This window comes from Lonsdalea quercina, assembly GCF_900107885.1.
Classification (GTDB): domain Bacteria; phylum Pseudomonadota; class Gammaproteobacteria; order Enterobacterales; family Enterobacteriaceae; genus Lonsdalea; species Lonsdalea quercina.
The window spans coordinates 54,720-80,221 of sequence record NZ_FNQS01000005.1 but is presented as its reverse complement, the minus strand read 5'-3'; the positions used below and the strand labels follow the sequence as shown (position 1 = coordinate 80,221).

Sequence of the window (25,502 nt, the reverse complement as noted above, 5' to 3'; positions counted from 1 at the left end):
GTCAATCGAAGCGTGATGTGCACAAGGGGTCATAAACTGAGCTGATAAAAATGTGCAGGCGGGCAGAAAAGACAAAAGCCCTAACCGCAAGCGGAAAGGGCAGGAGGGCGAACATCCTCGTGGGATCGCGTTAAGCGATGGCGGGCCTGTTAGCGGCTACGGAAGACAATGCGGCCTTTGCTCAGGTCGTACGGGGTCAGCTCCACTGTGACTTTGTCACCCGTCAGGATGCGGATATAGTTTTTACGCATTTTACCGGAGATATGAGCGGTAACCACGTGCCCGTTTTCCAATTCAACGCGGAACATGGTGTTGGGCAGCGTATCCAGTACGGTGCCTTGCATTTCAATATTGTCTTCTTTGGCCATCGAATCCTCTAGGTTTTACTACCTTAGTTTTTAACCGGCAAGATAATGCCGAAAAACCCACATTATGTAAAGAAGCGTTGCGACTCAGCGCTTGATTAATTCGTCACAGGTGGGTCGTTTAGTTAGGCGAGCGGCAGCGTTTGTCTATGCCAGCACGGTTCACCCAGCGTAATGGGTCGCAGTCGGGACAGGTGTTGCAGAAACTCCCGGCGCGGTATTTCCGTGGCTCCCAGCGATGCCGTATGTTCATTCAGTATCTGGCAGTCAACCAGTTGTCCGCCGTGGCGGACAAAGTGACGCAAAAATGCCAGTAAACCGCACTTCGAAGCATTGTCTGCACGGCTAAACATCGACTCGCCGCAGAACAAGGCGCCTTGAGAGATGCCATATAGACCGCCGATCAGCCTGTCATTATGCCACACTTCCACCGATTGCGCCTGTCCTGCCTGATGCAGCTGGCAATATGCGTCAATAATGTCATCGTCGATCCAGGTGCCTTCTTCCCGTTCGCTGGCGCAAGCCGTAATGACACGAAAAAAGGCCTGATTCAACGTGACATGATACTCGGTCTTGCGGATGAATTTTTTCATACTGCGGCTGAGATGGAATGCCTCAGGAAAAAGGACGGCGCGCGGGTCGGGCGACCACCACAATACGGGATCTCCCTGTGAGTACCAGGGGAAGATGCCGTGCTGATAAGCCGCCATCAATCGTGACGGCGCCAAATCTCCGCCAAACGCCAGCAGACCGTTAGGATCGTTCAACGCCATCTCCGGATCGGGAAATTGCACGGAAAAGGGCGATAGCTCAATCAGTTGCATGTATGGCCTCAGTTAAAGGTGTTGATGAAACTGCCAATAGCGGCCTTGCTGAGCCATCAGCGTCTGATGGTCGCCCTGTTCGACCAGCTGTCCGCCGTCTATAACGCACAGGCGGTCCATGCTTTCTAAACCGTGCAGACGGTGGGTGATGACCAGCAACGTTTTATCTTTGCAGTGCTCACGCAGGAGCTGGAGCATTCGCTGTTCAGTTTCTGCATCCAGCCCTTCGGTGGGTTCATCGAGCAGAATCAGCGGAGCAGGATGTAGCAAAGCCCGCGCGAGACCGACTCGGCGCTGTTCGCCGCCGGACAGTTGACGACCGCCTTCACCCAGCCAGGCATTCAGCCCTTCTTGCTCCAAAAGATGCGCCAAACCTACCCGTTGCAGGGTTTGGGCCAGCTCCTCGTCACTAGCCTGTGGCGCGGCCAGCCGAAGATTCTCGCGCAGCGTGTCACTGAAGAGATGTACACGTTGAGGAACCACACTCATCATGTTGCGTAGGTTCTCTTCGGACCAGGCGGATAGGGGCGAACCGTTAAGGCTGATTTCGCCCTCGGTACAGTCCCAGGCACGGGTGAGCAATTGCAACAGCGTGGATTTACCGCATCCGGTTTTGCCCAACAGCGCGATGTGCTCGCCGGGATGAAGACTCAGCGAAATGTGCTGAAGCACCGGCAGAGGCTGATCCGGATAGGTAAAGCTCACATTGTCTAACGTCAACGCGGCTTGAGAAGCGGGGGCTGGTCCCTCGGCAGCGAATACGACGGCAGGCGTCAGCTTCATCAACTGGTCGACTCGAACGGCGGACGCGGCGACCTGTCCAATATGTTGGAAGGCGTTTGCGACCGGTCCCAAGGCTTCGAAGGCGGCCAGCGAGGCGAAAACAAACAAGGCGATCAGCGCACCCGGCTGTGTATCACCGCCGACGCCGTTGGCCGCCATCCACAGGATCAGCGTGACGGTAAGTCCGCTGCTCAGGATGATGAGGGATTGCGATAGCGCGCTGAGCGTCGCCTGCTCACGTTGCCGTGATAACCAGCGGTTTTCCAGTTGATCCAGTCGATGACGGAAGGCGACTAACGAGCCGAAGATGGTCAGTTCGGCCTGCCCCTGTAGCCAGGCGGTCAACTGCAAGCGGTATTGCGCGCGCAATTGCGTCAGCGCTTCGCCAATCGGCTGACCTGTCCGGTAAAACACCGGCGGCATGATGACCAAGAGCAACAGCATGATGGTCGCGAGCGTCATCGCCAACGTGCTATCCAGCCAGCTAAGACCCAAGGCCACCACCACGATTACGAAGAGAGCGCTGACCAGCGGGGAGATCACACGCAGATACAAATGGTCCAGCGTGTCGACGTCCGCCACCAGACGGTTAAGCAGATCTGCCTGTCTGAAACGGCCGAGTCCGCCGGGGGAGAGCGGCAGAATGCGGCTAAAGGTATACACGCGCAGATGCAGCAGTACGCGGAATGTGGCGTCGTGGCTGACCAGTCGTTCGAAGTAGCGGCTCACCGTGCGTGTAATCGCCGCGCCTCGGACGCCAGCGGCGGGTAGCATGTAGTTGAAGGTATAAAGCCCTGCGAGTCCGGCCAGCGCCGAACCGGCAAGGAACCAACCGGAGAGCGTCAGCAGTCCGATACTGGCGAGCAGGGTAACGATGGCGAGCACCACTCCCAAACTAAGCCGCCAAAAGTAGCGGCGATAAAGCCCCAGAAAAGGCATCAATGTCCGGATGACCTGTTTTTTCTTCATCTCAGAGCTCTCCTCGGCGTTGTGCCATCAATTTCGCAAAAGGCCCTGGCGACGTGCTCAGCTCACTAAAATGACCTTGTTGTACCAGACGTCCCGCAGCCATCACCCACACCTCATCATAGCTACTGGCCTCGTGTAGCTGATGCGTAATCAGCAGGGTTGTCTGTCGCGCTGCGGCAGCGCCCAGCGCATTCATCACCCGTTGTTCACTATGTGCATCCAGACTGGCCGTGGGCTCGTCCAGCAACAGTAAATGACTGGGGCGGAGCAGGGCTCTTGCCACCGCGACACGCTGAGCCTGCCCGACAGAGAGCCGCGCTGCGCCATCGCCCAGCTCGGTATCCAGCCCTTGCGGCAGCGAAGGCAGGAATTCGTGGACATAGGCGTTTTCTACCGCCGTTTGAAGCGTCTGTTCATCTGCTTCGGGATGACCTAGCAGGATATTCTGCCGCAGGGTCTGTTCCGGCAGATGCGGGTTCTGACCTACCCAGCTCAGTTGCTTGCGCCAGGCATCGGGGGCAAGGGTGTTCAGCTCCACGTTATTGACGGTCAGAGATCCTCGGTACGGCAGGAAGCCGAGTAATACATTCAGCAGCGACGTTTTGCCTGCGCCGCTGGCGCCGACCAACGCGATCCGTTGCCCGGACGCAATGGTAAACGACAGCGGTCCGGCAAGTACGGCCCCGGTCGGGGTAAGAATCGTCAGATCTCTGGCAACCAATTCCAGTGGTTCGACGGCATCAAAATCCGTCTGGCCACGCCCCACGCTTTCACCCTCCTCGGACAGGAAGGTGAACAGCGTTTCCGCGGCGCCGACCGCTTGGGCTTTAGCGTGATAGAACGCACCCAAATCGCGCAAAGGCTGGAAGAACTCTGGCGCAAGGATCAGGACCAGAAACCCGGCAAACAAAGTGACGCCAGTCCCGTAATGACCAAAGTTAAGCTCTCCCAGATAAGAGAAGCCGAAATAGACCGCGACGATGGCAATGGAGATAGAGGCGAAGAACTCCAGTACGCCGGAAGAGAGGAAGGCCATTCGCAACACCTCCATCGTGCGGCGGCGAAAATCCTCGGAGGCTTGTCGGATGTGAGCGGTTTCGGCCTGACCACGAAAGAACAACCTCAGGGTTTCCAGGCCCCGTAGGCGATCCAGGAAATGGCCGCTGAGGCGTTCCAGCGCGAGGAAATTGCGGCGGTTGGCTTCTGCTGCGCCCATGCCGACCATGGCCATAAAAATCGGGATTAACGGGGCGGTCAAAAATAGGATCAGTCCCGCCGCCCAGTTGATAGGAAAGACGAAGAGGAGGATCAGGAGCGGCATCAGCGCCGCCAAATACATTTGCGGCAGATAGCGGGCATAGTAGTCCTGCATGTCGTCGACCTGCTCCAGAATAAGCGACGCCCAGCTTCCAGCCGGTTTACCCTGAATCCAGGCCGGTCCCAACTGCTGCAAGCGATTCAGTACCTGGCTGCGAATCTGTCGACGAATGACCTCGCCGCAGCGGAACCCCACTCGCTCCCGTATCCAGCTCATAATAGCGCGTAGACAAAATGTGGCAGCCAACAACGAAAACGGCGCGAGTAACTGTTCGCGAGGGGTGTGATCGATGATGAGCGCCTGCAACAGTGCGGCGAGCAGCCAGGCTTGAGCGATGATGAGCAGGCCGCTCACCAGTCCTAACAGAAGCGAAAGGCGCAACCAGCGTTGTGCCAACCGGCTTTGCTGTTTCAGCCAGCGGGTGAGTTCTTTTTGTCGGGAATTTTTCATCAGATGCCGATTGTCTTCTTATGGGAATATTGCGAAATAACGCTTGTATAACCGTGGGTTAACATTTTTTAGGGCGTTCGGTCAGATTGGCGTCATGTTACCCTGACGAAGGGGTCATGAAAACGAAAAGAGGAGGAAAATAAGGGTGGGCGATCAATTTTTACAATTCGTGAAAGAAAAGACTGAGGGAGAGAAAACTCCCTCAGACGATGATGCTCAGCTATTGCCCAGACCATCCAGATAGCGCTCGGCATCTAATGCTGCCATACATCCCGTACCGGCAGAGGTGATTGCCTGACGGTAGATATGATCCATGACGTCACCCGCAGCAAACACGCCGGGAATGCTGGTCTGCGTCGCATTGCCGTGAATGCCGGATTGCACCTTGATATAGCCGTTTTCCAGTACGAGCTGGTTATCGAAAATAGCGGTGTTCGGGCTGTGCCCGATGGCGATGAAGGCACCGGCGACTTCCAGAGTTTCCGTTGCTTCGCTGTGGGTATCGCGAAGACGAACGCCGGTAACGCCCATTTCGTCGCCCAGCACCTCATCTAGCGTACGGTCGGTGTGGAGCACGATGTTGCCATTGGCGACTTTCTCGTTCAGCCGGTCGATCAGAATTTTTTCAGAGCGGAAAGTATCGCGGCGATGAATCAGGTGAACTTCGGAAGCGATATTGGACAAATACAGCGCTTCTTCTACGGCCGTGTTGCCGCCGCCGACGACCGCGACCTTCTGATTACGATAAAAGAACCCGTCGCAGGTCGCACAGGCGGAAACGCCTTTACCCTTGAACGCTTCTTCGGACGGCAGACCCAGATAACGTGCGGACGCCCCTGTCGCGATGATCAGAGCGTCGCAGGTGTACTCATCGCTGTCGCCGAACAGGCGGAAAGGACGTGTCTGTAGGTCGACGCGATTGATGTGGTCGAAGACGATTTCCGTATTAAACTTGGCGGCATGGGCGTGCATACGTTCCATTAGCGCCGGACCAGTCAGGTTATCGGCATCGCCTGGCCAGTTTTCCACTTCCGTCGTGGTGGTCAACTGACCGCCTTTTTCCATCCCGGTAATCAATAGCGGATTCAGGTTGGCGCGCGCAGCATAGACCGCAGCGGTATACCCGGCGGGGCCGGAGCCCAGAATTATCAGTTTGCGATGTTTGGCTGTACCCATGAGTTCCTTAACTCCTGTGGAGGGACGATGGAGCGATTGTAAGGAAATTACCGGCCTAAAAAAAGCGTCAGGGTATGTTGTTAACTATTTATCTTATCGTTAACAACCATTGAAAAAAGTGAAACGGGGCTGGTACTGGGATGTAACGCCGTAACATACTGTCGGCGATGAGCTTCAAAACGCTGCCTGACAGCGTTTCAGTGATTCGAATCTGGCAGTTTCTTCTGGTTTTAATTGTTTTGCTTTGACAATCGGCTGCGCTTTTGCGAAAACATCCTATGAAGAGGAAATTTTTTGTATATGAATAGTTGAATGCTCGGCTTTTTAACCGTTTTTTGCATTGTTAAATTGACAGGCGACAGCATAGCTCATGCACCTGTTTGTCGTACGCGAAATGCGGAATAAAAGACGTGACTTTTAATGTACAAGAGAGACAGGGGTCTTCTTTAGGGGCAACTTTGGCACATTGATGTGGGCCGGAGTGAGCGATGAGCAGGGAAGAGTGAAGAGAGACAATAATAATGGTAGACACAAAAAAACGTCCGGGAAAAGATCTTGATCGTATCGATCGCAATATCCTGAACGAATTGCAAAAAGATGGTCGTATCTCTAACGTGGAGCTTTCTAAGCGGGTAGGTCTATCTCCCACACCGTGTCTGGAGCGCGTAAGACGTCTGGAGCGACAGGGATTCATCAATGGTTATACGGCGCTACTCAATCCGCATTATTTGGATGCTTCGCTTTTGGTGTTCGTGGAGATAACGCTGAATCGTGGCGCACCGGATGTATTTGAGCAGTTCAATACTGCGGTACAGAAGCTGGAAGAAATTCAGGAGTGCCATTTGGTTTCCGGGGATTTTGACTACTTGCTTAAAACCCGCGTGCCGGACATGTCTGCCTACCGTAAATTGTTAGGGGAAACGCTGCTGCGTCTGCCTGGCGTTAACGACACGCGCACCTATGTGGTGATGGAAGAAGTTAAGCAGAGCAACCGGCTGGTCATCAAGACCCGCTGACAGTATGGGTGCAAAGCCCGGCAAACTCAGCTACAATCCTGTGAATTTATACAGCTATAGCGCCGGGACTTTCTCGGCGTTTTGTCATGACCCCCTTACCGGAACCTGGAGAAACGCTTGAGCCAGGAATACACTGAAGATAAAGAAATTACGCTGGAAAAACTCAGCGCGGGGCGGCGTTTAATTGAGGCGTTGCTTGTTGTTGCAGGATTGTTCGCCTGTTACCTGGCGGCTGCGCTGCTGAGCTTCAGCCCCTCCGATCCTAGCTGGTCTCAGACCGCCTGGCATGAACCCATTCACAACCTGGGCGGTGGCGTTGGCGCCTGGATGGCCGATACGCTATTTTTCGTGTTCGGCGTACTGGCTTATGCCATTCCCCCCGTGATGATCTCGCTATGCTGGCTGATTTTTCGTCAGCGAAACCGTCAGCATGCGCTCGACTATTTCACCTTCTCCCTACGTCTGATTGGCGCTCTGGCGCTCATCTTGACCTCGTGTGGTCTGGCCGCCGTCAATGTGGACGATCTGTACTATTTTGCCTCCGGCGGCGTGCTTGGCAGCTTGCTCAGCAGTGCTATGATCCCACGATTTAACAGCATCGGCTCTACGTTGATTTTGCTGTGCGTATGGGCAGCTGGCCTGACCCTGTTCACTGGCTGGTCGTGGCTGACAATTGCGGAAAAGATAGGGGCTGCGGTGATGGGTTGCCTGACCTTCTTCTCCAACCGCGAACGCCGTGATGACTTTATCGATAAAATCGACGAAGGGGATCTCGCGCATGATAGGGTGCATGAATCTGAAATGACGTCCTCAGCTGCGCCGCGCGAACAAGTTGTGGATGAAGATGATGTGCTGCTTGCTGCCCCTGCGATGCCTGCTGCTCAGTCAACCGCCGTTGAAGAACAGACTCTTTCGACACCCTCTGCCGAGCCAGCGCTAGAGAACGCTGTGAAGGGCCTGTCTGCGACCGGGGCACCCGATGACAACGTCACGGTGCCAACTACCCCGATTGACAGCCAGAAGGTTGTCACCGTAGAGACGGCTAAGCTCGCCAGTGAAACGGAAAAAAGTGAAGTGCCTCCGCTGTATTCTTTCGACGTGCCTGAATCTCCGGCTGCCGAGCCTTTGACTGAAAACCCGGCGCATCATACTCCTTTAGTCGACCGGGTGCCCCCCGTGCCGTCGACGCCAGTCACGCCGGTAGCGGCAACAGCAGCGGCAACGGTATCGACAACTGAGGCGGCGTCTTCGCTGCCGTTTACACCGGCATTGTCAGCGGATGACATGAATCCGCAGATCAAGCAAGGGGTCGGGCCGGAATTGCCGCGTCCGAATCCTGTGCGTATTCCGACGCGGCGTGAGCTGGCATCATATGGTATCAAGCTGCCTTCGCAGCGCCTTGCGGAACAGCAGGAGCGAGAAGCTCAACGTCAAGCGCAGCCGAATGGCATCGACGAGCCAGTGGAGAGTATCGAAGCAGAACAAGAGGACGATGCGTTGTTGCATCAGCTCGCTCAGGACTTTGCGGAGCAGCAGCAGGAGCGTTACGGTCACGACACGTTGAACGATGGACCGGAAGAGCACTCCGCCGATCAGGGAGCGCCGTCGTCGCAAGCATCTCAATCGCCTCGCCCCACGAGTGTTCCGCCGTTAGACAGTGTTTTCGCTATTTCTCCGCTGGCTGACCTGGTTGACGATACGCCAAGCGAGCCGATATTTACTTTATCTCCTGAGGAAGAGGCGGCCGCTGCCATTGATCATCATGCTTCGCAAAGCGCGGTTACGCCTTCTGTTCAGCCCGCGGCAGCGGCATCAACACCCGCGCCTGCTGCGGCGGACGATAAGGACGACGACTCATCTCCGTCCATCATGGATAGCCTGATCCACCCGTTCCTGATGCGTAACGACCAGCCGTTACAGAAACCTACCACGCCGTTCCCTTCTTTCGACCTGCTGACTCCACCATCAGGCAATGAAGACCCGGTGGATGATTTCGCGCTGGAACAGACGGCAAGACTCATTGAGGCGCGTTTAGCGGATTATCGCGTTAAGGCGACGGTCGTGGATTATCATCCCGGACCGGTCATCACGCGTTTCGATCTGGACCTGGCGCCTGGCGTAAAAGCGGCTCGAATTTCTAACCTTGCGAAGGACTTGGCCCGTTCACTCTCTGTGGTGGCCGTCCGAATTGTCGAAGTGATCCCCGGCAAACCCTACGTTGGTTTGGAGTTGCCTAACAAACGTCGCCAGACCGTATTCCTGCGGGAAGTCCTGGATTGCGACCGTTTCCGCGATAATCCGTCGCCGCTGTCGGTCGTATTAGGCAAGGATATCGCGGGCCAGCCGGTGGTGGCCGACTTGGCTAAAATGCCGCATTTGCTGGTGGCGGGGACGACTGGTTCCGGTAAATCCGTCGGCGTAAACGCCATGATTATCAGTATGTTGTACAAGGCATCGCCGAAAGATGTTCGCTTCATCATGATCGACCCAAAAATGTTGGAGCTGTCGGTCTACGAAGGTATCCCGCACCTGCTGACTGAAGTCGTAACGGACATGAAAGACGCGGCTAACGCGTTGCGTTGGTGCGTCGGCGAAATGGAACGGCGCTATAAACTGATGTCGGCGTTGGGCGTGCGTAACCTGAGCGGTTACAACGAACGTGTCGAGCAGGCCGAATCGATGGGGCGTCCTATTCCCGACCCATTCTGGAAGCCAGGCGACAGCATGGAAACACAGCCGCCGATGCTGGAAAAACTGCCTTACATCGTGGTGATGGTGGATGAATTCGCCGACCTGATGATGGCCGTGGGTAAAAAAGTGGAAGAGCTGATTGCGCGTCTGGCGCAGAAGGCGCGTGCCGCCGGTATCCATTTGGTGCTGGCGACGCAGCGCCCGTCGGTGGATGTCATCACCGGCCTGATTAAGGCCAACATTCCAACGCGTATCGCGTTTACCGTTTCCAGCAAGATTGACTCCAGAACTATCCTCGATCAGGGCGGAGCGGAATCCCTGCTGGGTATGGGCGACATGTTGTATATGGCGCCTAACTCTTCGATACCCGTGCGTGTGCATGGCGCATTTGTTCGCGATCAGGAAGTGCATGCCGTCGTCCAGGACTGGAAAGCACGCGGTCGCCCTGAATACATCGACAGCATCGTTAAAGGCGGTGATGAGGGGGAAGGCGGCAATCTGGGTCTGGATGGGGATGAAGAGCTTGACCCGCTGTTCGACCAGGCGGCGGCCTTTGTGGTGGAAAAACGCCGCGCGTCGATTTCCGGTGTACAGCGTCAGTTCCGCATAGGCTACAACCGTGCGGCACGTCTTGTTGAACAGATGGAGGCGCAGGGCATTGTCAGCTCCCCAGGGCACAATGGTAATCGCGAAGTTCTCGCTCCTCCGCCCATGGAATAATACTCGGACTTGAACGGCTGTCGTCTGTGCAAAGATGCGTAAAGCCCAAGATTACAGACAACGACGGCTGTTTCGGTTTACCTGGCTGATCTACAGTTAAGTAGTACACTTGGCGGCTGTCTGATACAGCCGCTGACCGATGCCATCAGGATAGTAAAAGGATCTTTGTATGATAAAAAAATGGTTAATGACCGGTTGTTTGCTGTCGAGCATGGTATCCGGCGTCGTTCATGCTGACGCCTCCAGCGATTTGCAAAGTCGTCTGAGCAAAGTTAACAGTTTCCATGCCAGCTTTTCTCAAAAGGTGACGGGCAATGATGGTTCTGCGGTGCAAGATGGTGAAGGCGAACTGTGGGTCCAACGTCCGAATCTGTTCAATTGGAAAACGACTTCGCCTGATGAAAGCGTACTGATTTCCGACGGCAAGACATTGTGGTTCTATAACCCGTTCGTTGAGCAAGTCACCGCAACCTGGGTGAAAGATGCAACGGGGAATACGCCGTTCATCCTGATTACGCGTAACAGCCCGAGCGATTGGAAAAATTACCATGTCACGCAGAAAGGCGATGACTTTGAGCTAATGCCGAAGTCTGCCAGTGGCAATCTTCGCCAATTCTCTATCAGCGTCACCAGCAATGGCACTATCAAAGGTTTTACCGCCACCGAACAGGACGGTCAGCGCAGTAGCTATGTCCTCAAAGATCAGCAAAACGGAGCGGTAGACGCGGCAAAATTCACTTTCACACCGCCCAAAGGGGTTGCGGTGGACGACCAACGTCAGTGAGGCGTCTGTGAGTAATCTGTCACTCGACTTTTCCCAGAATGAATTCCAGCCTCTGGCCGCGCGTATGCGGCCAGCCACGTTAGCGCAGTATATCGGCCAGCAACATTTACTCGGGCCGGGCAAACCGTTGCCGCGCGCGATTGAGTCCGGACAGCTTCATTCGATGATTCTGTGGGGCCCTCCGGGAACAGGAAAAACCACGCTGGCGGAATTAATCGGTCGTTATGGAGATGCCGATGTAGAGCGTATTTCGGCAGTGACGTCAGGCATCAAGGAAATTCGCGAAGCGATAGAGCGCGCGCGGCATAATCGTGAGGCTGGACGCCGCACCATTTTGTTTGTGGACGAAGTGCACCGGTTTAATAAAAGCCAACAGGACGCTTTTCTCCCTCATATCGAAGACGGCACGATCACCTTCATCGGCGCGACCACGGAGAACCCCTCGTTCGAGCTGAATTCGGCATTGTTATCCCGCGCCCGCGTCTATTTATTGAAAGCGCTGACAGCGGAGGATATCGAACTGGTCTTGACGCAAGCGCTGCAGGATGGCGAGCGAGGACTGGGAAAACAGCAGATCGTCTTGCCGGACGAGACGCGACGCCTGCTGTCTGAACTGGTGAACGGAGATGCTCGGCGCGCTTTAAATTTGCTGGAAATGATGTCGGACATGGCGGAAGTCGACGCCGCCGGTGAGCGTCATCTGACACCCGATTTGCTTAACGAGGTCGCCGGTGAACGCAGCGCCCGTTTTGATAACAAAGGCGACCGCTATTACGACCTGATCTCTGCCTTGCATAAATCAGTGCGCGGGTCTGCACCGGATGCGGCACTCTACTGGTACGCACGTATTATCACCGCAGGCGGCGACCCGCTGTATGTCGCCCGGCGTTTGCTGGCGATTGCATCTGAAGATGTGGGTAATGCCGACCCTCGCGGTATGCAGGTCGCAATTGCCGCGTGGGACTGCTTTACACGCGTGGGGCCGGCCGAAGGGGAGAGGGCGATTGCTCAGGCTATCGTCTATTTGGCCTGCGCACCGAAAAGCAATGCCGTCTATACGGCATTCAAGGCGGCGATGCGCGATGCCCGTGAAAAGCCGGATTTCGATGTGCCTGACCATTTACGCAATGCGCCTACCGCGCTCATGAAAGAGATGGGGCTAGGTGTCGAGTATCGTTACGCACATGATGAACCCAATGGATATGCGGCTGGCGAGAACTATTTCCCCTCGGAAATGGCGACTACGCAATATTATCATCCAACCTCGCGCGGCTTAGAGGGAAAGATCGGTGAAAAGCTCGCCTGGCTAGCCTCTCAGGATCAAAATAGCCCGACAAAACGCTACCGCTAGCCTACCCGTTGCGGTAAGGTTATCGCCGATGTTTTTCTGCTACAGGGGCCTTCGCAGGCCCGCTGTTATATTTATTTCATCCATAAAAAAGCACAGGACTAGCATGCTTGATCCCAATTTACTGCGTAATGAGCTAGACGCAGTTGCCGAAAAACTATTGGCTCGCCGAGGTTTCAAACTGGACGTTGAGGCGCTGCGTGAACAGGAAGCGCGTCGCAAGGTTCTACAGGTCGAAACAGAAAGTTTGCTGGCAGAACGTAACTCCCGATCGAAAGAGATCGGCGCGGCCAAAGCACGTGGCGAAGACATTGAACCGCTGCGCCGTGAAGTTAACGCATTGGGTGAGAAGCTGGAATCTGCGAAGAAAGAACTCGAACAACTTCAAAACGCGATTCGCGACCTGTCTTTGACGATCCCTAATCTGCCTGATGACTGCGTGCCGTTGGGCAAAGACGAGACCGAAAATCAGGAAATCAGCCGCTGGGGCGAGCCGCGACAGTTGGATTTTGAACCCCGCGATCACGTCGATCTGGGCGAGTTAAACAATGGCTTGAGTATGGCCGACGGCGTAAAGCTGACCGGTTCACGCTTTTCCGTAATGCGTGGACAAATTGCGCGCATGCACCGTGCGCTGGCTCAATTCATGCTGGACCAGCATACCGAGCAACATGGTTATGTAGAAGCCTATGTCCCGTATCTGGTTAACCAGGACTCTCTGTATGGTACCGGCCAGCTGCCGAAGTTTGGTGAAGATCTTTTCCATACCAAACCGTTGTCTGAAGAAGCGGACAGCAGCAATTATGCCTTGATCCCGACGGCGGAGGTGCCGCTGACCAATCTGGTGCGTAATGAAATCCTGGACGAAGAGTCCTTGCCGATCAAAATGACGGCACATACGCCGTGCTTCCGCTCTGAAGCGGGATCCTATGGTCGCGATACTCGCGGTCTGATTCGCGTTCATCAGTTCGATAAAGTCGAAATGGTGCAGATTGTACGTCCTGAAGACTCAATGCAGGCGCTGGAAGAGTTGACCGGACACGCGGAAAAAATTCTGCAGCTACTAAAACTGCCTTATCGTAAAGTACTGCTATGCACGGGCGATATGGGCTTTGGCTCGTGCAAAACCTATGATCTGGAAGTATGGCTTCCTGCGCAGAACACCTATCGTGAAATCTCTTCGTGCTCTAATATGTGGGATTTCCAGGCGCGTCGCATGCAGGCTCGCTGCCGAAACAAGGGGGAGAAGAAACCCCGTCTGGTACACACACTCAACGGTTCTGGTCTGGCTGTAGGGCGTGCGCTTGTCGCCGTGATGGAAAACTATCAGCAGGCTGATGGCCGTATAGAAGTGCCGGAAGTACTCCGTCCTTATATGAACGGACTGGAGTTTATTGGCTAAGCGATTCAAGCCCAGAGAAGCGCCCTTAGGGGGCGCTTTTTTTATGCCTGAACTTTCGCTCTCTAAACACCGTGTGAGGAAGGGCCGCAGTCACCCATAAATTCCATGTGGCGTTAAACGGTCATGGGTGAAAAGCGGTCATCGTTAAATTTGCAGCCAGCCGAGATGCGATCGAATGTGATTGAGACACCCTCTGTTAACAGCATGAACAAATCGTGCTGTCACTCACTTAACACAGATTGACTTTAACTTTGCTGGTGGCATGATGCGCGCAAAATATCTTCTCTCATGGTCATCGACCCATGTTCACCTATACACGCCCGGTCATTTTGCTGCTTAGCGGTCTCCTGCTGCTAACGGTCTGCATTGCTGTGCTCAATACGCTCGTTCCCCTTTGGTTGAATGCTCAACAGCTGTCTGTATGGCAAGTCGGGCTAGTGGGGTCCTCTTACTTCAGTGGCAACCTGATTGGTACGTTGTTGGCTGGAGCCTTGATCCACCGTTTAGGATTCAATCGTTCCTACTACCTTGCGGCTATTCTGCTGGCAATCGCCACCGCGGCTCTGGCGTTGTCTGTCGATTTCTGGAGTTGGTTAGTATGGCGCCTGGTTGCTGGCGTAGGCTGCGCGTTAATATGGGTTGTCGCGGAAAGCGCGCTGCTTTGTAGCGGTCACGCCACTCATCGTGGGCAACTGCTGGCGGCGTACATGATGGCGTACTATCTGGGGAGCGTCGTGGGTCAACTCTTGCTGAGCATGGTCCGAACCGATGTGTTCAGCGTCTTGCCGTGGGCTGTGACGCTGGTCGTACTCAGCGTATTACCGATGCTGTTTGCCCGCCTTTCCCCGCCACAAATCATGACGCATAAGGTGAATGTTTGGCAGATGTTACGTTACCGTACGGCCCGTTTAGGCATTAACGGCTGTGTGATTTCCGGTATCATCTTGGGATCGATGTATGGTCTGATGCCGCTTTATCTTGCCCATCAGGGGATGAGTGACGCTCAGGTCGGTTACTGGATGGCATTGCTGATTAGCGCCGGTATTTTTGGACAATGGCCGGTAGGCAAAATGGCGGACCGCTATGGTCGTCTGATGGTGCTGAGAGTGCTGGTGTTCGCGGTGATCATCGGCTGTATCATGATGCTAGGCTTCAGTCGCTATGCGATGGTGCCGGCGTTATTCATTTTGGGTTGCGCGGCATTTACGCTCTATCCCGTGGCTATGTCCTGGGCCTGCGAGAAAGTGGCGGCGGGAGAGTTGGTAGCGATGAATCAGGCTTTGTTGTTGAGTTACACGATAGGCAGCCTGACGGGACCGAGTTTGGCGGCAATGTTGATGCAGTCATACTCCGACAAATTGCTTTTCGTCCTCATTGGCGCCATTGCTTTCTGTTATCTCGTCATGCTGCTGAAAAAGGCCAATCATCAACACCCCAATCCGCTGGCAGCGGCCTGACGGATTATTCATTGAGCCGGTCATACGCAGACCGGCTTGTGACGACTGTTTAATAAACGACGTGATGACCGTAGCTTTCAAGAATGGATTTAACGCGGTTCATCGTTTCCGCCTTCGGTGGTTTAACGCCATCCAATTGGTATTCCTCACCCATAGCGACCCATTTGTGTTTACCTAGTTCGTGGTAGGGCAGGAGTTCAATCTTCTCGATATTACCCATTTCTTGGGTGAATTCTCCCAGCATATGTGCTGACTTATCGTCATCGGACCAACCGGGCACGACCACATATCGAATCCATGTTCTCTGGTTACGTTTGGCGAGGTAGCGTGCGAATTCCAGCGTACGATGATTGGAAACGCCGACCAGATTTTGGTGGATGGTATCGTCAAGCTGTTTCAAGTCCAGCATCACCAAATCGGTGGCATCCAGCAGTTCGTCAATAACCGGATCGTAACGACGAACAAATCCATTGGTATCAAGACAGGTGTTAATACCCTGTTCCTGACAGGCGCGAAACCAATCGCGAACGAATTCCGCTTGCAGAATAGCTTCACCACCGGAGGCCGTCACGCCGCCGCCGGAAGCATTCATGTAATGACGATAGGTGACCACCTCTTTCATCAGTTCTTCTACCGTAATCTCTTTACCGCCGTGAGTATCCCAGGTGTCACGGTTGTGGCAGTAGAGACAGCGCATCAAACATCCCTGGAAGAAGACGATGAAGCGAATGCCTGGACCGTCGACGGTTCCACAGGATTCGAAAGAGTGAATACGACCAATTACTGACATTGCGAGGTTTCTCCGGGTTGGGCCGAACAATAGCGGCCAGCTGGGGCGCAGAATGACGTCATTGTGCATGGAATACATCATGATGACGCTGCGTCGAATCTGTTTTGGCAGCCCTCCCTGGTAAACGGTCACAGCGGGCTGACAAAACAGGCTCGGAATACTCCGGCGAAGCGGTGAAAAAAGGCCCCACAGAGTGGAGCCTTTATTTTACGCCTTTCCAGGCAGACATGATAATTAGATGGACTGCGTGAAAGTACGCGTAATCACGTCCTGCTGCTGTTCTTTGGTCAGCGAGTTAAAGCGCACTGCGTAACCAGAGACGCGGATGGTCAACTGCGGATATTTTTCCGGGTTTTCCATAGCGTCGAGCAACATTTCACGGTTCATCACGTTCACGTTCAGGTGCTGACCACCTTCTACGTTGTTGGATGCTTCGTGGTGGAAGTAACCGTCCATCAGGCCTGCCAGATTGGCTTTACGAACATCGTCGTCTTTACCCAGAGCGTTCGGCACGATAGAGAAGGTATAGGAGATACCATCTTTAGCGTAAGCGAACGGCAGTTTGGCGACAGAAGTCAGAGAAGCGACAGCCCCTTTTTGGTCACGACCGTGCATCGGGTTAGCACCTGGTCCAAATGGGGCGCCAGCGCGACGACCATCCGGCGTGTTACCCGTTTTCTTACCGTATACCACGTTGGAGGTGATGGTCAGTACGGACTGAGTCGGGACGGCGCCGCGGTAAGTGTTCAGCTTCTGAATTTTCTTCATGAAGCGTTCAACCAGGTCACAGGCCAGGTCGTCTACGCGCGGATCGTTGTTACCGAACTGCGGGTATTCGCCTTCAATGTCAAAGTCGATAGCCAGGCCGTCTTCGTCACGGACAGGTTTTACTTTGGCGTATTTGATAGCGGACAGGGAGTCAGCCGCAACAGACAGACCGGCGATGCCGCATGCCATGGTGCGATATACATCACGGTCGTGCAGCGCCATCAGAGAGGCTTCGTAGCTGTACTTGTCATGCATATAGTGAATGATATTCAGCGCGGTGACGTACTGTTTAGCCAGCCAGTCCATGAAGTGATCCATGCGTTCCATGACTTCGTCGAAGTTCAGGGTTTCGCTCATGATCGGTGCAGATTTCGGGCCAACCTGCATCTTCATTTTTTCGTCCATACCACCGTTGATGGCATACAGCATGGTTTTCGCCAGGTTGGCGCGCGCGCCGAAGAACTGCATCTGTTTGCCCACAACCATCGGGCTAACGCAACAGGCGATGGCGTAGTCGTCATTGTTAAAGTCAGGGCGCATCAGATCATCATTCTCGTACTGCAGAGAAGAGGTATCGATGGAGACTTTAGCCGCGTATTTTTTGAAGTTTGACGGCAGTTTTTCAGACCACAGGATGGTCATGTTCGGTTCCGGAGACGGCCCCATGGTGTAGAGGGTGTTCAGGAAACGGAAGCTGGTTTTGGTGACCAGCGTACGGCCATCCAGGCCCATACCGGCCAGAGATTCCGTTGCCCAAATCGGGTCGCCGGAGAACAGCTCATCGTATTCAGGGGTACGCAGGAAGCGAACCATACGCAGTTTCATGACCAGATGGTCGATCAGTTCCTGAGCGTCCTGTTCGGTGATTTTGCCCGCTTTGAGGTCGCGTTCGATGAAGATATCCAGGAAGGTAGAAACACGACCGAAGGACATCGCGGCGCCGTTCTGAGACTTAACGGCAGCCAGGTAACCGAAGTAGGTCCACTGTACGGCTTCCTGAGCGGTCGTTGCCGGAGCAGAGATATCACAACCATATTTGGCTGCCATTTCTTTGATCTGTCCCAGAGCGCGATGCTGTTCAGCGATTTCTTCACGCAGACGGATAGTTGATTCCAGATCTTCGCCGTTTTCCAGTTTGCTCTGCAGAGAGCTGAACTGTGCGAATTTCTCTTTCATCAGGTAGTCGATACCGTACAGCGCAACGCGACGGTAGTCACCGATGATACGGCCACGGCCATACGCATCCGGCAGACCGGTCAGAACACCGGATTTACGGCAACGCAGGATGTCCGGGGTATAAACGTCAAACACGCCCTGGTTGTGCGTTTTACGGTATTCGGTGAAGATTTTTTTCAGTTCCGGATCCAGCTCGCGGTTGTATGCCTTGCAAGAACCTTCAACCATCTTAATGCCGCCGAAGGGGATAAGTGCGCGTTTCAACGGAGCATCAGTCTGCAGACCAACCACTTTTTCAAGCTTGCTATCGATGTAGCCCGCGTCATGTGAGGTGATAGTGGCAGCAAGATCGGTATCGAAATCAACAGGCGCATGAGTGCGGTTTTCCTGTTTGATGCCTTCCATGACTTTATCCCACAGCGCGCTGGTCGCAGGAGTAGCGCCCGCCAGGAAAGACTCATCGCCTTCATACGGCGTGTAGTTTTTCTGGATGAAGTCGCGAACATTGACTTCATTCTGCCATTCACCTTTGCTAAAACCATGCCATGCATTGGCTAATTTTTCATTCAGATCGGTCATTTTACACCTACCTTTTGTATGGATTTTTAAAACCCGATGTTGCGGCCGATAACACCCTAGTGCTTGTCTCCACCGCGCAAATAAATAACCCAATAAGTTAAGCCTACCAACAACCCGCCCCCAATGATGTTGCCGATAGTGACCGGGATCAGGTTATCGACAATAAAATTGTGGATGGTCAGGTGTTCGAATTGGCTCGGCGCCATCCCAATGGCATGCCAGAACTCTTCCGAAGCGAAGTTTTTAATCACAATTCCCATGGGAATCATGAACATGTTTGCAATGCTATGCTCAAAGCCGCTGGCCACGAACATGGCTACCGGCAAAACCATGACCAGACATTTGTCGAGCAGGGTACGGCCGGAGTAACTCATCCAGACGGCCAGACAGACCATCAGATTTGCCAGAATGCCGAGGCTCAGCGCTTCAGTGAACGTATGCTCCAGCTTGTGATTCGCTGTCTGCAGAACATTCAAGCCCCATGCGCCGTTAGCGACCGTGTGTTCGCCCGAGAACCAAATCAGCGCAACAAAGATCAGCGCTCCCACCAGGTTCCCAAAATAAACGTTCACCCAGTTACAGCTTAACTGACGCCAAGTAATGCGGTCGCTGGCCTTAGCCACAAGAATCAACACGGTGGACGTAAACAAATCTGCGCCGCAGACCACCACTAGCATCAGCCCTAGAGAAAAGCAGATACCGCCGATCAGCTTGGCCATGCCGAAAGGCATAGTGGCTGACCCGGTCGTGGCAGTGATGTAGAAAACAAATGCGATGGAGATGAAAACTCCCGCACATATCGCGAGGGAAAATGTAGTAAGCGGTTTTTTTGTCGCTTTATAGACACCTGCATCTTCAGCAACTTTTGCCATTGCTGTCGGTAGTAGCAGAGTAAAGGGGTTGTCAGCTTTCACACTAACTCTCTCTTAAAGTTTATCAGCGCAGTGATATTAACAAAGCATATTAATGCGAAATTTGATATGGATCATAACGGCGGGTACTTGGTGGGTATTGGACCGTCTGTTATGCGATGAAATTTAGGTTAACCGAATGATTTTTAACGAAAAAATATTTTTTAAAAAATATAAAAAACGTTTAATCGGATACATTGAAATAGGTGTTTTTTATTAAAAAACCGCGCTTATATCGTAATTATAGCGGTTAAGTTCATCGCCATCAGTCGAAATTTAACCAACCAGTAACATCGAAAATAATATCCATAATTAAATTAAGGTGTTAGAAAAAAATAACCCTAGCTCAATCAAAAATAATATTGACTGATGAAAAACGGAAACCGGGGTGAACAGCCGCGGGGAGTGTAAAGCATTGTTGCAGCAATGGGAATCCATCAGAGTGTAAATATATACCCAACTAATAAAAAACGGGATCATGTTGAGACACGGCAAGCATAAGCTTGCCGTACTGATAGGACGGTTAAGACTGCCAGTGTTTACGTTTGGCCTGTTGCAGCTTTTCATAGGCCGCCAGCAGAGACTGATGAGCTGGCAAAGCGGTCAGAGAGGCATCGACAGAGAAAAGCTTATAGAAGCAGGATTCGCCCGCGATGGCCGCGCTGGCATCTTCAACAGTATTCTGGCCGTACATCTTAACTAACGCATCGTAATACTGTGCCGCCTCTCTTTCCGGTTCCAGCGCTAGTTCCAAGAGGGTTTGCAGGCAGCGATAATAGTTGCTGTGTTCCTGGCTGAAGACAGACTGGTTGAAATCCCGTGACCATTCGACCCAGTTTAGCGCCTGTTCCAGATCGCCGCCCGCCAGCGCGAGCATGGATTTAAGTTCTCCGATTCGCAGCGTGAACCAGCCGTTATCTTTGCCGGTCGCGATACCTAACAGTTCGCGTACGCGGGTGAAGTCGTCCAGCCCTTCGTCGTCGAGTTGTTGCAGCAGCCCCAGATACTCTTCCTGTTCTAATTGACTGTCAGGCAAAGTCAGTAAGGTCTCGCGCAAATGCGCGCCCATGCTGTTATTGGCCAGCAGGAGGTCTTCGGCGGGATAAATATCTGAGATGCCGGGTACCAAAATACGGCAGGCGTAAACGGAGAGATGCTCATAATCAGCGATATACACCTCTGCGTCTTCCGTCCGGAAGATGTCCATCAGCGTCGCCAATTCCTGCTCGGTCGTACCGCTGAAATCCCAGTCGCTAAAGGCGTAATCGGACTCGTCTTTAAAGAGATCCCAGGAGATCAAACCGCTGGAGTCGATGAAGTGCGTCTCCAGGTTTGTGTGCTCGGCGACTTCATCATTGTCGAACGTCGGCGGGGTAAAGACATCCAGATCTTTCAACCCGCGTCCCTGCAACAGCTCCGTCACAGTGCGCTCCAGCGCGACGCCGAAGTTAGGGTGCGCGCCGAACGAAGCGAAGCAGGTGCCGTTGGCCGGGTTGAACAACACCACGCAGATCACCGGGTATTTTCCGCCCAGAGAGGCGTCAAAGGCGAAAATCGGGAAACCTTCCTGCTCTAACGTGGTGATGGCTTCGACAACGCCGGGATAGCGGGACAGCACATCCGCCGGAATTTTCGGCAGGCTAATGGCTTCCGCGATGATTTTGTTCTTAACATAGCGCTCGAACACTTCGGAAAGTCCCTGAACGCGCGCTTCGTTAGCGCTGTTGCCAGCAGACATCCCGTTGGAAACATACAGATTGCCGATAATGTTGACCGGAATATAAACCGTCTGAAGATCGGACTGGCGCGTGAAAGGCAGCGCGCAGATACCGCGTTCGGCGTTGCCGGACTGCAGATCGATAAGGTCGCTCGCGGCCAGTTCCTGTTCAGGATTGTAGAAAGCGTGCAGCCGCTCGTCGAGGATGCCGTCGGGCAGCGTATCGTCCTCTGGCAGGGCGAACCATTTTTCGTCCGGATAATGGACGAAGTCACCGTGAGCGAGGGTTTGGCCCAGATAGAAATCGGCGAAGAAATAGTTGGTGGACAGACGCTCGAAATACTCGCCAAGCGCGGAAGCCAACGCCGCTTTTTTCGTTGAGCCTTTACCGTTGGTAAAACATAACGCGCAATCACGGTCGCGGATATGGACAGACCAGACGTTAGGCACCGGATTCAGCCAAGAAGCTTCTTCGATATTGAACCCCAGGTCTTGGAGCTGCTGTTGAAAACGGGCGATGGAGTCTTCCAGGGCGGCGTCTTTGCCTGGGATAAACGTTTGGGTCATGTTGCTCACTCGGTTGTTTTTTTGCAAAAAAGGCATGATACGGCCTTTTATGCGCCGACTCTATTTATTCTCTGTAACAGGCGGGCAACAGGTGGAAGGACGGCATCGGCTCGCGGTTGGCAACGTTTTCGGCAACCGGGGTGAATAAGCGTTGCAGGCGCGAATAACGAGTGATAAAACCAATAATCAAGCAAAACCAGCGACAACTCAGGTCGCCATTTTTTTTATATTTTAGACAGAATGTGGTGAGGGGAAATGACTCAGGTTTTTAATTTTAGCGCCGGTCCGGCGATGCTGCCGACCGATGTATTGCGTCAAGCGCAACAGGAATTGTGTAACTGGCAGGGGCTGGGGACGTCAGTGATGGAAATCAGCCACCGTAGCAAAGAATTTATCCGGGTCGCCACCGAGTCAGAACAGGATCTGCGCGATCTCCTCAATATCCCCTCCAACTATAAAGTCCTTTTTTGCCACGGCGGGGCGCGTGCGCAATTTGCGGCGGTGCCGATGAACTTGTTGGGCGACAATCACAAAGCTGACTATATCGATGGCGGTTATTGGGCCCACAGCGCCATTAATGAAGCGCAGAAATATGGCACGCCTAACGTCATTGACGTGAAAACGCGCGTGGATGGCCTGCGGGCAGTAAAACCAATGCGCGAGTGGGCGCTGTCGGACGATGCCGCTTTTGTCCATTACTGCCCGAATGAAACCATCGACGGCATGGCCATCGAAGAGCAGCCTGAGTTCGGCGACAAAGTTGTGGTGGCCGACTACTCCTCAAGCATTCTGTCCCGCGCCATTGATGTGACTCGCTACGGCGTAATCTATGCTGGCGCACAGAAAAACATCGGTCCTGCCGGCCTGACGCTGGTGATTGTACGCGACGACTTGCTGGGTAAATCTCGCCGGGAATTACCGTCTATGCTGGATTACAAAATTCTGGCCGACAACGATTCCATGTATAATACGCCGCCGACATTTGCCTGGTATCTCTCCGGGCTGGTGTTTAAATGGCTCAAAGCGCAGGGCGGGTTGGTCGAGATGGAGAAGAAGAATCAGGCCAAGGCCGAGCTGCTTTACTCCGCCATCGATCGCAGTGATTTCTATAGCAACGATGTAGCGGCATCCAACCGCTCCCGCATGAATGTGCCTTTCCTGCTGGCGGATGCCGCGCTGGACAGCGTATTTCTGCAAGAAGCGCAGAGCGCTGGCCTGCATGCGTTGAAAGGGCACCGTGCCGTTGGCGGCATGCGTGCATCCATCTATAATGCGATGCCCCTGGAAGGCGTGAAGGCCTTGACCGAGTTTATGGCTGATTTCGAACGTCGCCACGGCTGATACCGCATCATGCGGCCGTGGTCGCTCTATATAAAAACCCCGGTCTGATACCGGGGTTTTTATATCAATATTTTGGAGACAACAATTCTCATGCAGGAATCCCTGACCCTACAACCCGTAAAACGTGTTAACGGCACGATCAATCTCCCTGGTTCGAAAAGCGTATCCAACCGCGCGTTGCTATTGGCGGCGCTGGCGGAAGGCACGACGCGCTTAACCAACTTGCTGGATAGCGATGACGTACGTCACATGCTGAATGCGCTCAAGGCGTTAGGCGTCAGCTATCAATTGTCTGCGGACCGTACCCAGTGCGACATCGTGGGACTAGGCCATCCGTTTCATGTCAGTGAGCCGCTCGAATTGTTCCTTGGAAATGCCGGAACTGCGATGCGTCCGCTGGCTGCCGCGTTGTGCCTAAGCGAAGGGGATATCGTCCTGACAGGCGAACCGCGCATGAAAGAGCGTCCCATCGGTCACCTCGTAGATTCTCTGCGTCAGGGTGGCGCGCGCATCGACTATCTGGAGCAGGAAAACTATCCGCCGCTGCGTTTGCGCGGTGGTTTCCAGGGCGGCGATATTACGGTGGACGGCAGCGTATCGAGTCAGTTCCTGACGGCGTTGCTGATGATGTCGCCGCTGGCGCCTCAGGATACGCGTATCAGTATCAAGGGTGATTTGGTTTCCAAGCCGTACATCGACATCACCTTGCATATGATGGAATCGTTCGGCATCACCGTTGAAAATAAGGGATATCAAACGTTCCAGGTTGCGGGGCAACAGCGCTATCGTTCTCCGGGTGATTATTTGGTGGAAGGGGATGCGTCCTCTGCATCCTATTTTCTGGCTGCCGGCGCCATTCGGGGCGGAGTGGTGCGAGTGACTGGCGTAGGTCGCCACAGCGTTCAGGGCGATGTTCGTTTTGCCGATGTGCTGGAAAAAATGGGGGCGATTATCCGTTGGGGCGATGACTACATCGAATGCGAGCGCAATGCGCTACATGCGATCGACATGGACATGAACCATATTCCCGACGCGGCCATGACCATCGCTACTACGGCCCTGTTTGCGGAGGGAGGCACTACCACGCTGCGCAATATCTACAACTGGCGCGTCAAGGAGACCGATCGTTTAGCCGCGATGGCCACCGAGTTGCGTAAAGCCGGCGCTGAAGTAGAAGAAGGGCATGACTATATCCGCATCACTCCGCCGAAACAGCTGACGTCAGCTGAAATCGGTACGTATAACGACCACCGCATGGCGATGTGTTTCTCGTTATTGGCATTATCTGATACGCCGGTAACGATCCTCGACCCTAAATGCACGGCGAAAACCTTCCCCGATTATTTTGAACAATTGGCCAGACTGAGTCAGTTTGCTTAATGCCTCTGCTTTCAGGGGGGGCGCTTACCTCCCTGAATAGTTTTATTCGCTATTTGTATAAGAATTCGCCGAATATTTAGCAGGTGCAAGCCTTTTATTTAATGTTTATCGCTATGTCGGCGTATAATAGCTGACTTTATTGTCTACAATGGCACGAAGATTTTCCCTGTGTGAAGGAGAAGAACATGGCGGTGACTGCACCGGTAATTACGGTTGACGGGCCGAGTGGCGCGGGTAAAGGCACGCTATGCAAGGCATTAGCGGAAGCGTTGCACTGGAATCTGTTGGATTCAGGCGCTATCTATCGCGTATTGGCGCTGGCGGCTTTGCATCACCAGGTGGATATCCACTCTGAAGAAGCGTTGGTGCCGCTGGCGACGCACCTTGATGTCCGTTTCGTTCCCGAAGACGGGCAGTTGAAAGTCGTACTGGAAGGTGAAGACGTCAGTCTGGCAATTCGCACTGAAGAAGTGGGCAACACGGCGTCGCAGACAGCGGCATTTCCCCGCGTACGTGAGGCGCTGCTGCGGCGTCAACGCGCTTTTCGCGAAGCGCCCGGCCTCATTGCCGATGGACGGGATATGGGAACCGTCGTCTTTCCCGATGCGGCCGTGAAGATTTTTCTCGACGCCAGCGCGGAAGAGCGTGCGCAACGCCGCATGCTGCAGTTGCAGGAGAAAGGCTTTAGTGTTAACTTTGAACGTCTTTTATCCGAGATTAAAGAACGCGACGATCGCGATCGTAATCGAGCCGTAGCACCGTTGGTGCCGGCGCCGGAAGCCCTGGTGCTGGACTCGACCGAGATGTCGTTAAATGAAGTGGTTGAAAGGGCGCTGGCTTATGTAAGTCAAAAGCTGGGTCCGGCAAACCAATAAATAATCCCACCTCGCTGTAAGGATGCGTAGCGAGGTATGTGAAACAGCCCCATCGAGCAGGATGCCAGATGGACGTTAAATTAAGAAACCCTAAG

Annotated in this window: 18 protein-coding genes; 9 read left to right on the top strand and 9 right to left on the bottom strand. The window is 53.8% G+C overall.

The window, feature by feature from the left end; translation table 11 throughout:
• Positions 1-149: 149 nt before the first annotated feature.
• The 5 genes from infA to trxB all read right to left on the bottom strand — a co-directional run bounded on the left by infA (position 150) and on the right by trxB (position 5,885).
• Positions 150-368: a translation initiation factor IF-1 gene (gene infA, locus BLU64_RS08560; RefSeq protein WP_002211347.1), complete on the bottom strand. Its 219-nt coding sequence runs from the start codon at positions 366-368 to the stop codon at positions 150-152.
• A 122-nt stretch (positions 369-490) separates the two neighbouring features.
• Complete coding sequence (gene aat, locus BLU64_RS08555; RefSeq protein ID WP_026743446.1) at positions 491-1,189, bottom strand: leucyl/phenylalanyl-tRNA--protein transferase; 699 nt, start codon at positions 1,187-1,189, stop codon at positions 491-493.
• 12 nt (positions 1,190-1,201) lie between these two features.
• Positions 1,202-2,941: a heme ABC transporter ATP-binding protein/permease CydC gene (gene cydC, locus BLU64_RS08550; protein WP_036153263.1), complete on the bottom strand. Its 1,740-nt coding sequence runs from the start codon at positions 2,939-2,941 to the stop codon at positions 1,202-1,204.
• 1 nt (position 2,942) lies between these two features.
• Positions 2,943-4,709, bottom strand: coding sequence for a heme ABC transporter permease/ATP-binding protein CydD (gene cydD, locus BLU64_RS08545; RefSeq protein ID WP_026743448.1), 1,767 nt, complete (start codon positions 4,707-4,709; stop codon positions 2,943-2,945).
• Between the two features lie 216 nt (positions 4,710-4,925).
• Positions 4,926-5,885 carry a thioredoxin-disulfide reductase gene (gene trxB, locus BLU64_RS08540; protein WP_026743449.1) on the bottom strand — a complete coding sequence of 320 codons (960 nt, stop codon included), beginning with the start codon at positions 5,883-5,885 and terminating at the stop codon, positions 4,926-4,928.
• A 521-nt stretch (positions 5,886-6,406) separates the two neighbouring features.
• Here trxB and lrp point away from each other — a divergent pair.
• From lrp to BLU64_RS08510, 6 genes are all read left to right on the top strand, one after another.
• Positions 6,407-6,901, top strand: a complete 495-nt coding sequence (gene lrp / locus BLU64_RS08535; RefSeq protein WP_011094192.1) for a leucine-responsive transcriptional regulator Lrp — start codon at positions 6,407-6,409, stop codon at positions 6,899-6,901.
• Positions 6,902-7,018: 117 nt separating this feature from the next.
• Positions 7,019-10,312, top strand: a complete 3,294-nt coding sequence (locus BLU64_RS08530) for a DNA translocase FtsK 4TM domain-containing protein (RefSeq protein ID WP_074728400.1) — start codon at positions 7,019-7,021, stop codon at positions 10,310-10,312.
• A gap of 172 nt (positions 10,313-10,484) precedes the next feature.
• Positions 10,485-11,096 (top strand): outer membrane lipoprotein periplasmic chaperone LolA, encoded by a 612-nt coding sequence (gene lolA / locus BLU64_RS08525; RefSeq protein ID WP_026743451.1) that lies wholly within the window; start codon positions 10,485-10,487, stop codon positions 11,094-11,096.
• Between the two features lie 7 nt (positions 11,097-11,103).
• Positions 11,104-12,447 carry a replication-associated recombination protein A gene (locus BLU64_RS08520; protein WP_036153268.1) on the top strand — a complete coding sequence of 448 codons (1,344 nt, stop codon included), beginning with the start codon at positions 11,104-11,106 and terminating at the stop codon, positions 12,445-12,447.
• Between the two features lie 103 nt (positions 12,448-12,550).
• Positions 12,551-13,846: a serine--tRNA ligase gene (gene serS / locus BLU64_RS08515; RefSeq protein ID WP_074728398.1), complete on the top strand. Its 1,296-nt coding sequence runs from the start codon at positions 12,551-12,553 to the stop codon at positions 13,844-13,846.
• A 302-nt stretch (positions 13,847-14,148) separates the two neighbouring features.
• The gene (locus BLU64_RS08510; protein WP_026743454.1) at positions 14,149-15,303 is read left to right on the top strand and encodes an MFS transporter; all 1,155 of its coding nucleotides are present in this window, start codon (positions 14,149-14,151) and stop codon (positions 15,301-15,303) included.
• 49 nt (positions 15,304-15,352) lie between these two features.
• Here the strand turns inward: BLU64_RS08510 and pflA are convergent, their stop codons facing one another.
• From pflA to ycaO, 4 genes are all read right to left on the bottom strand, one after another.
• Entirely contained in the window at positions 15,353-16,093 is a 741-nt protein-coding gene (pflA, locus tag BLU64_RS08505) for a pyruvate formate lyase 1-activating protein (RefSeq protein WP_026743455.1), read from the bottom strand.
• A gap of 234 nt (positions 16,094-16,327) precedes the next feature.
• Positions 16,328-18,616 carry a formate C-acetyltransferase gene (gene pflB, locus BLU64_RS08500; RefSeq protein ID WP_026743456.1) on the bottom strand — a complete coding sequence of 763 codons (2,289 nt, stop codon included), beginning with the start codon at positions 18,614-18,616 and terminating at the stop codon, positions 16,328-16,330.
• 56 nt (positions 18,617-18,672) lie between these two features.
• On the bottom strand, positions 18,673-19,530 hold the full coding sequence (focA, locus tag BLU64_RS08495; RefSeq protein WP_026743457.1) for a formate transporter FocA: 858 nt from the start codon (positions 19,528-19,530) through the stop codon (positions 18,673-18,675).
• 520 nt (positions 19,531-20,050) lie between these two features.
• Positions 20,051-21,811: a 30S ribosomal protein S12 methylthiotransferase accessory factor YcaO gene (gene ycaO / locus BLU64_RS08490; RefSeq protein ID WP_074728482.1), complete on the bottom strand. Its 1,761-nt coding sequence runs from the start codon at positions 21,809-21,811 to the stop codon at positions 20,051-20,053.
• A 255-nt stretch (positions 21,812-22,066) separates the two neighbouring features.
• On the opposite strand from ycaO, the gene serC reads away from it, so the two are divergent.
• The 3 genes from serC (at position 22,067) to cmk (ending at position 25,407) form a co-directional block, all read left to right on the top strand.
• Positions 22,067-23,152, top strand: coding sequence for a 3-phosphoserine/phosphohydroxythreonine transaminase (gene serC, locus BLU64_RS08485; protein ID WP_026743459.1), 1,086 nt, complete (start codon positions 22,067-22,069; stop codon positions 23,150-23,152).
• A 90-nt stretch (positions 23,153-23,242) separates the two neighbouring features.
• On the top strand, positions 23,243-24,532 hold the full coding sequence (aroA, locus tag BLU64_RS08480; RefSeq protein WP_026743460.1) for a 3-phosphoshikimate 1-carboxyvinyltransferase: 1,290 nt from the start codon (positions 23,243-23,245) through the stop codon (positions 24,530-24,532).
• A gap of 185 nt (positions 24,533-24,717) precedes the next feature.
• The gene (gene cmk / locus BLU64_RS08475; protein WP_074728396.1) at positions 24,718-25,407 is read left to right on the top strand and encodes a (d)CMP kinase; all 690 of its coding nucleotides are present in this window, start codon (positions 24,718-24,720) and stop codon (positions 25,405-25,407) included.
• Positions 25,408-25,502 lie beyond the last annotated feature (95 nt).

Excerpts from the sequence above, each read along its gene's own strand:
- infA (WP_002211347.1), bottom strand. The coding sequence starts at position 368 with ATGGCCAAAGAAGACAATATTGAAATGCAAGGCACCGTACTGGATACG.
- aat (WP_026743446.1), bottom strand. The coding sequence starts at position 1,189 with ATGCAACTGATTGAGCTATCGCCCTTTTCCGTGCAATTTCCCGATCCG.
- cydC (WP_036153263.1), bottom strand. The coding sequence starts at position 2,941 with ATGAAGAAAAAACAGGTCATCCGGACATTGATGCCTTTTCTGGGGCTT.
- cydD (WP_026743448.1), bottom strand. The coding sequence starts at position 4,709 with ATGAAAAATTCCCGACAAAAAGAACTCACCCGCTGGCTGAAACAGCAA.
- trxB (WP_026743449.1), bottom strand. The coding sequence starts at position 5,885 with ATGGGTACAGCCAAACATCGCAAACTGATAATTCTGGGCTCCGGCCCC.
- lrp (WP_011094192.1), top strand. The coding sequence starts at position 6,407 with ATGGTAGACACAAAAAAACGTCCGGGAAAAGATCTTGATCGTATCGAT.
- serS (WP_074728398.1), top strand. The coding sequence starts at position 12,551 with ATGCTTGATCCCAATTTACTGCGTAATGAGCTAGACGCAGTTGCCGAA.
- BLU64_RS08510 (WP_026743454.1), top strand. The coding sequence starts at position 14,149 with ATGTTCACCTATACACGCCCGGTCATTTTGCTGCTTAGCGGTCTCCTG.
- pflA (WP_026743455.1), bottom strand. The coding sequence starts at position 16,093 with ATGTCAGTAATTGGTCGTATTCACTCTTTCGAATCCTGTGGAACCGTC.
- pflB (WP_026743456.1), bottom strand. The coding sequence starts at position 18,616 with ATGACCGATCTGAATGAAAAATTAGCCAATGCATGGCATGGTTTTAGC.
- ycaO (WP_074728482.1), bottom strand. The coding sequence starts at position 21,811 with ATGACCCAAACGTTTATCCCAGGCAAAGACGCCGCCCTGGAAGACTCC.
- serC (WP_026743459.1), top strand. The coding sequence starts at position 22,067 with ATGACTCAGGTTTTTAATTTTAGCGCCGGTCCGGCGATGCTGCCGACC.
- aroA (WP_026743460.1), top strand. The coding sequence starts at position 23,243 with ATGCAGGAATCCCTGACCCTACAACCCGTAAAACGTGTTAACGGCACG.
- cmk (WP_074728396.1), top strand. The coding sequence starts at position 24,718 with ATGGCGGTGACTGCACCGGTAATTACGGTTGACGGGCCGAGTGGCGCG.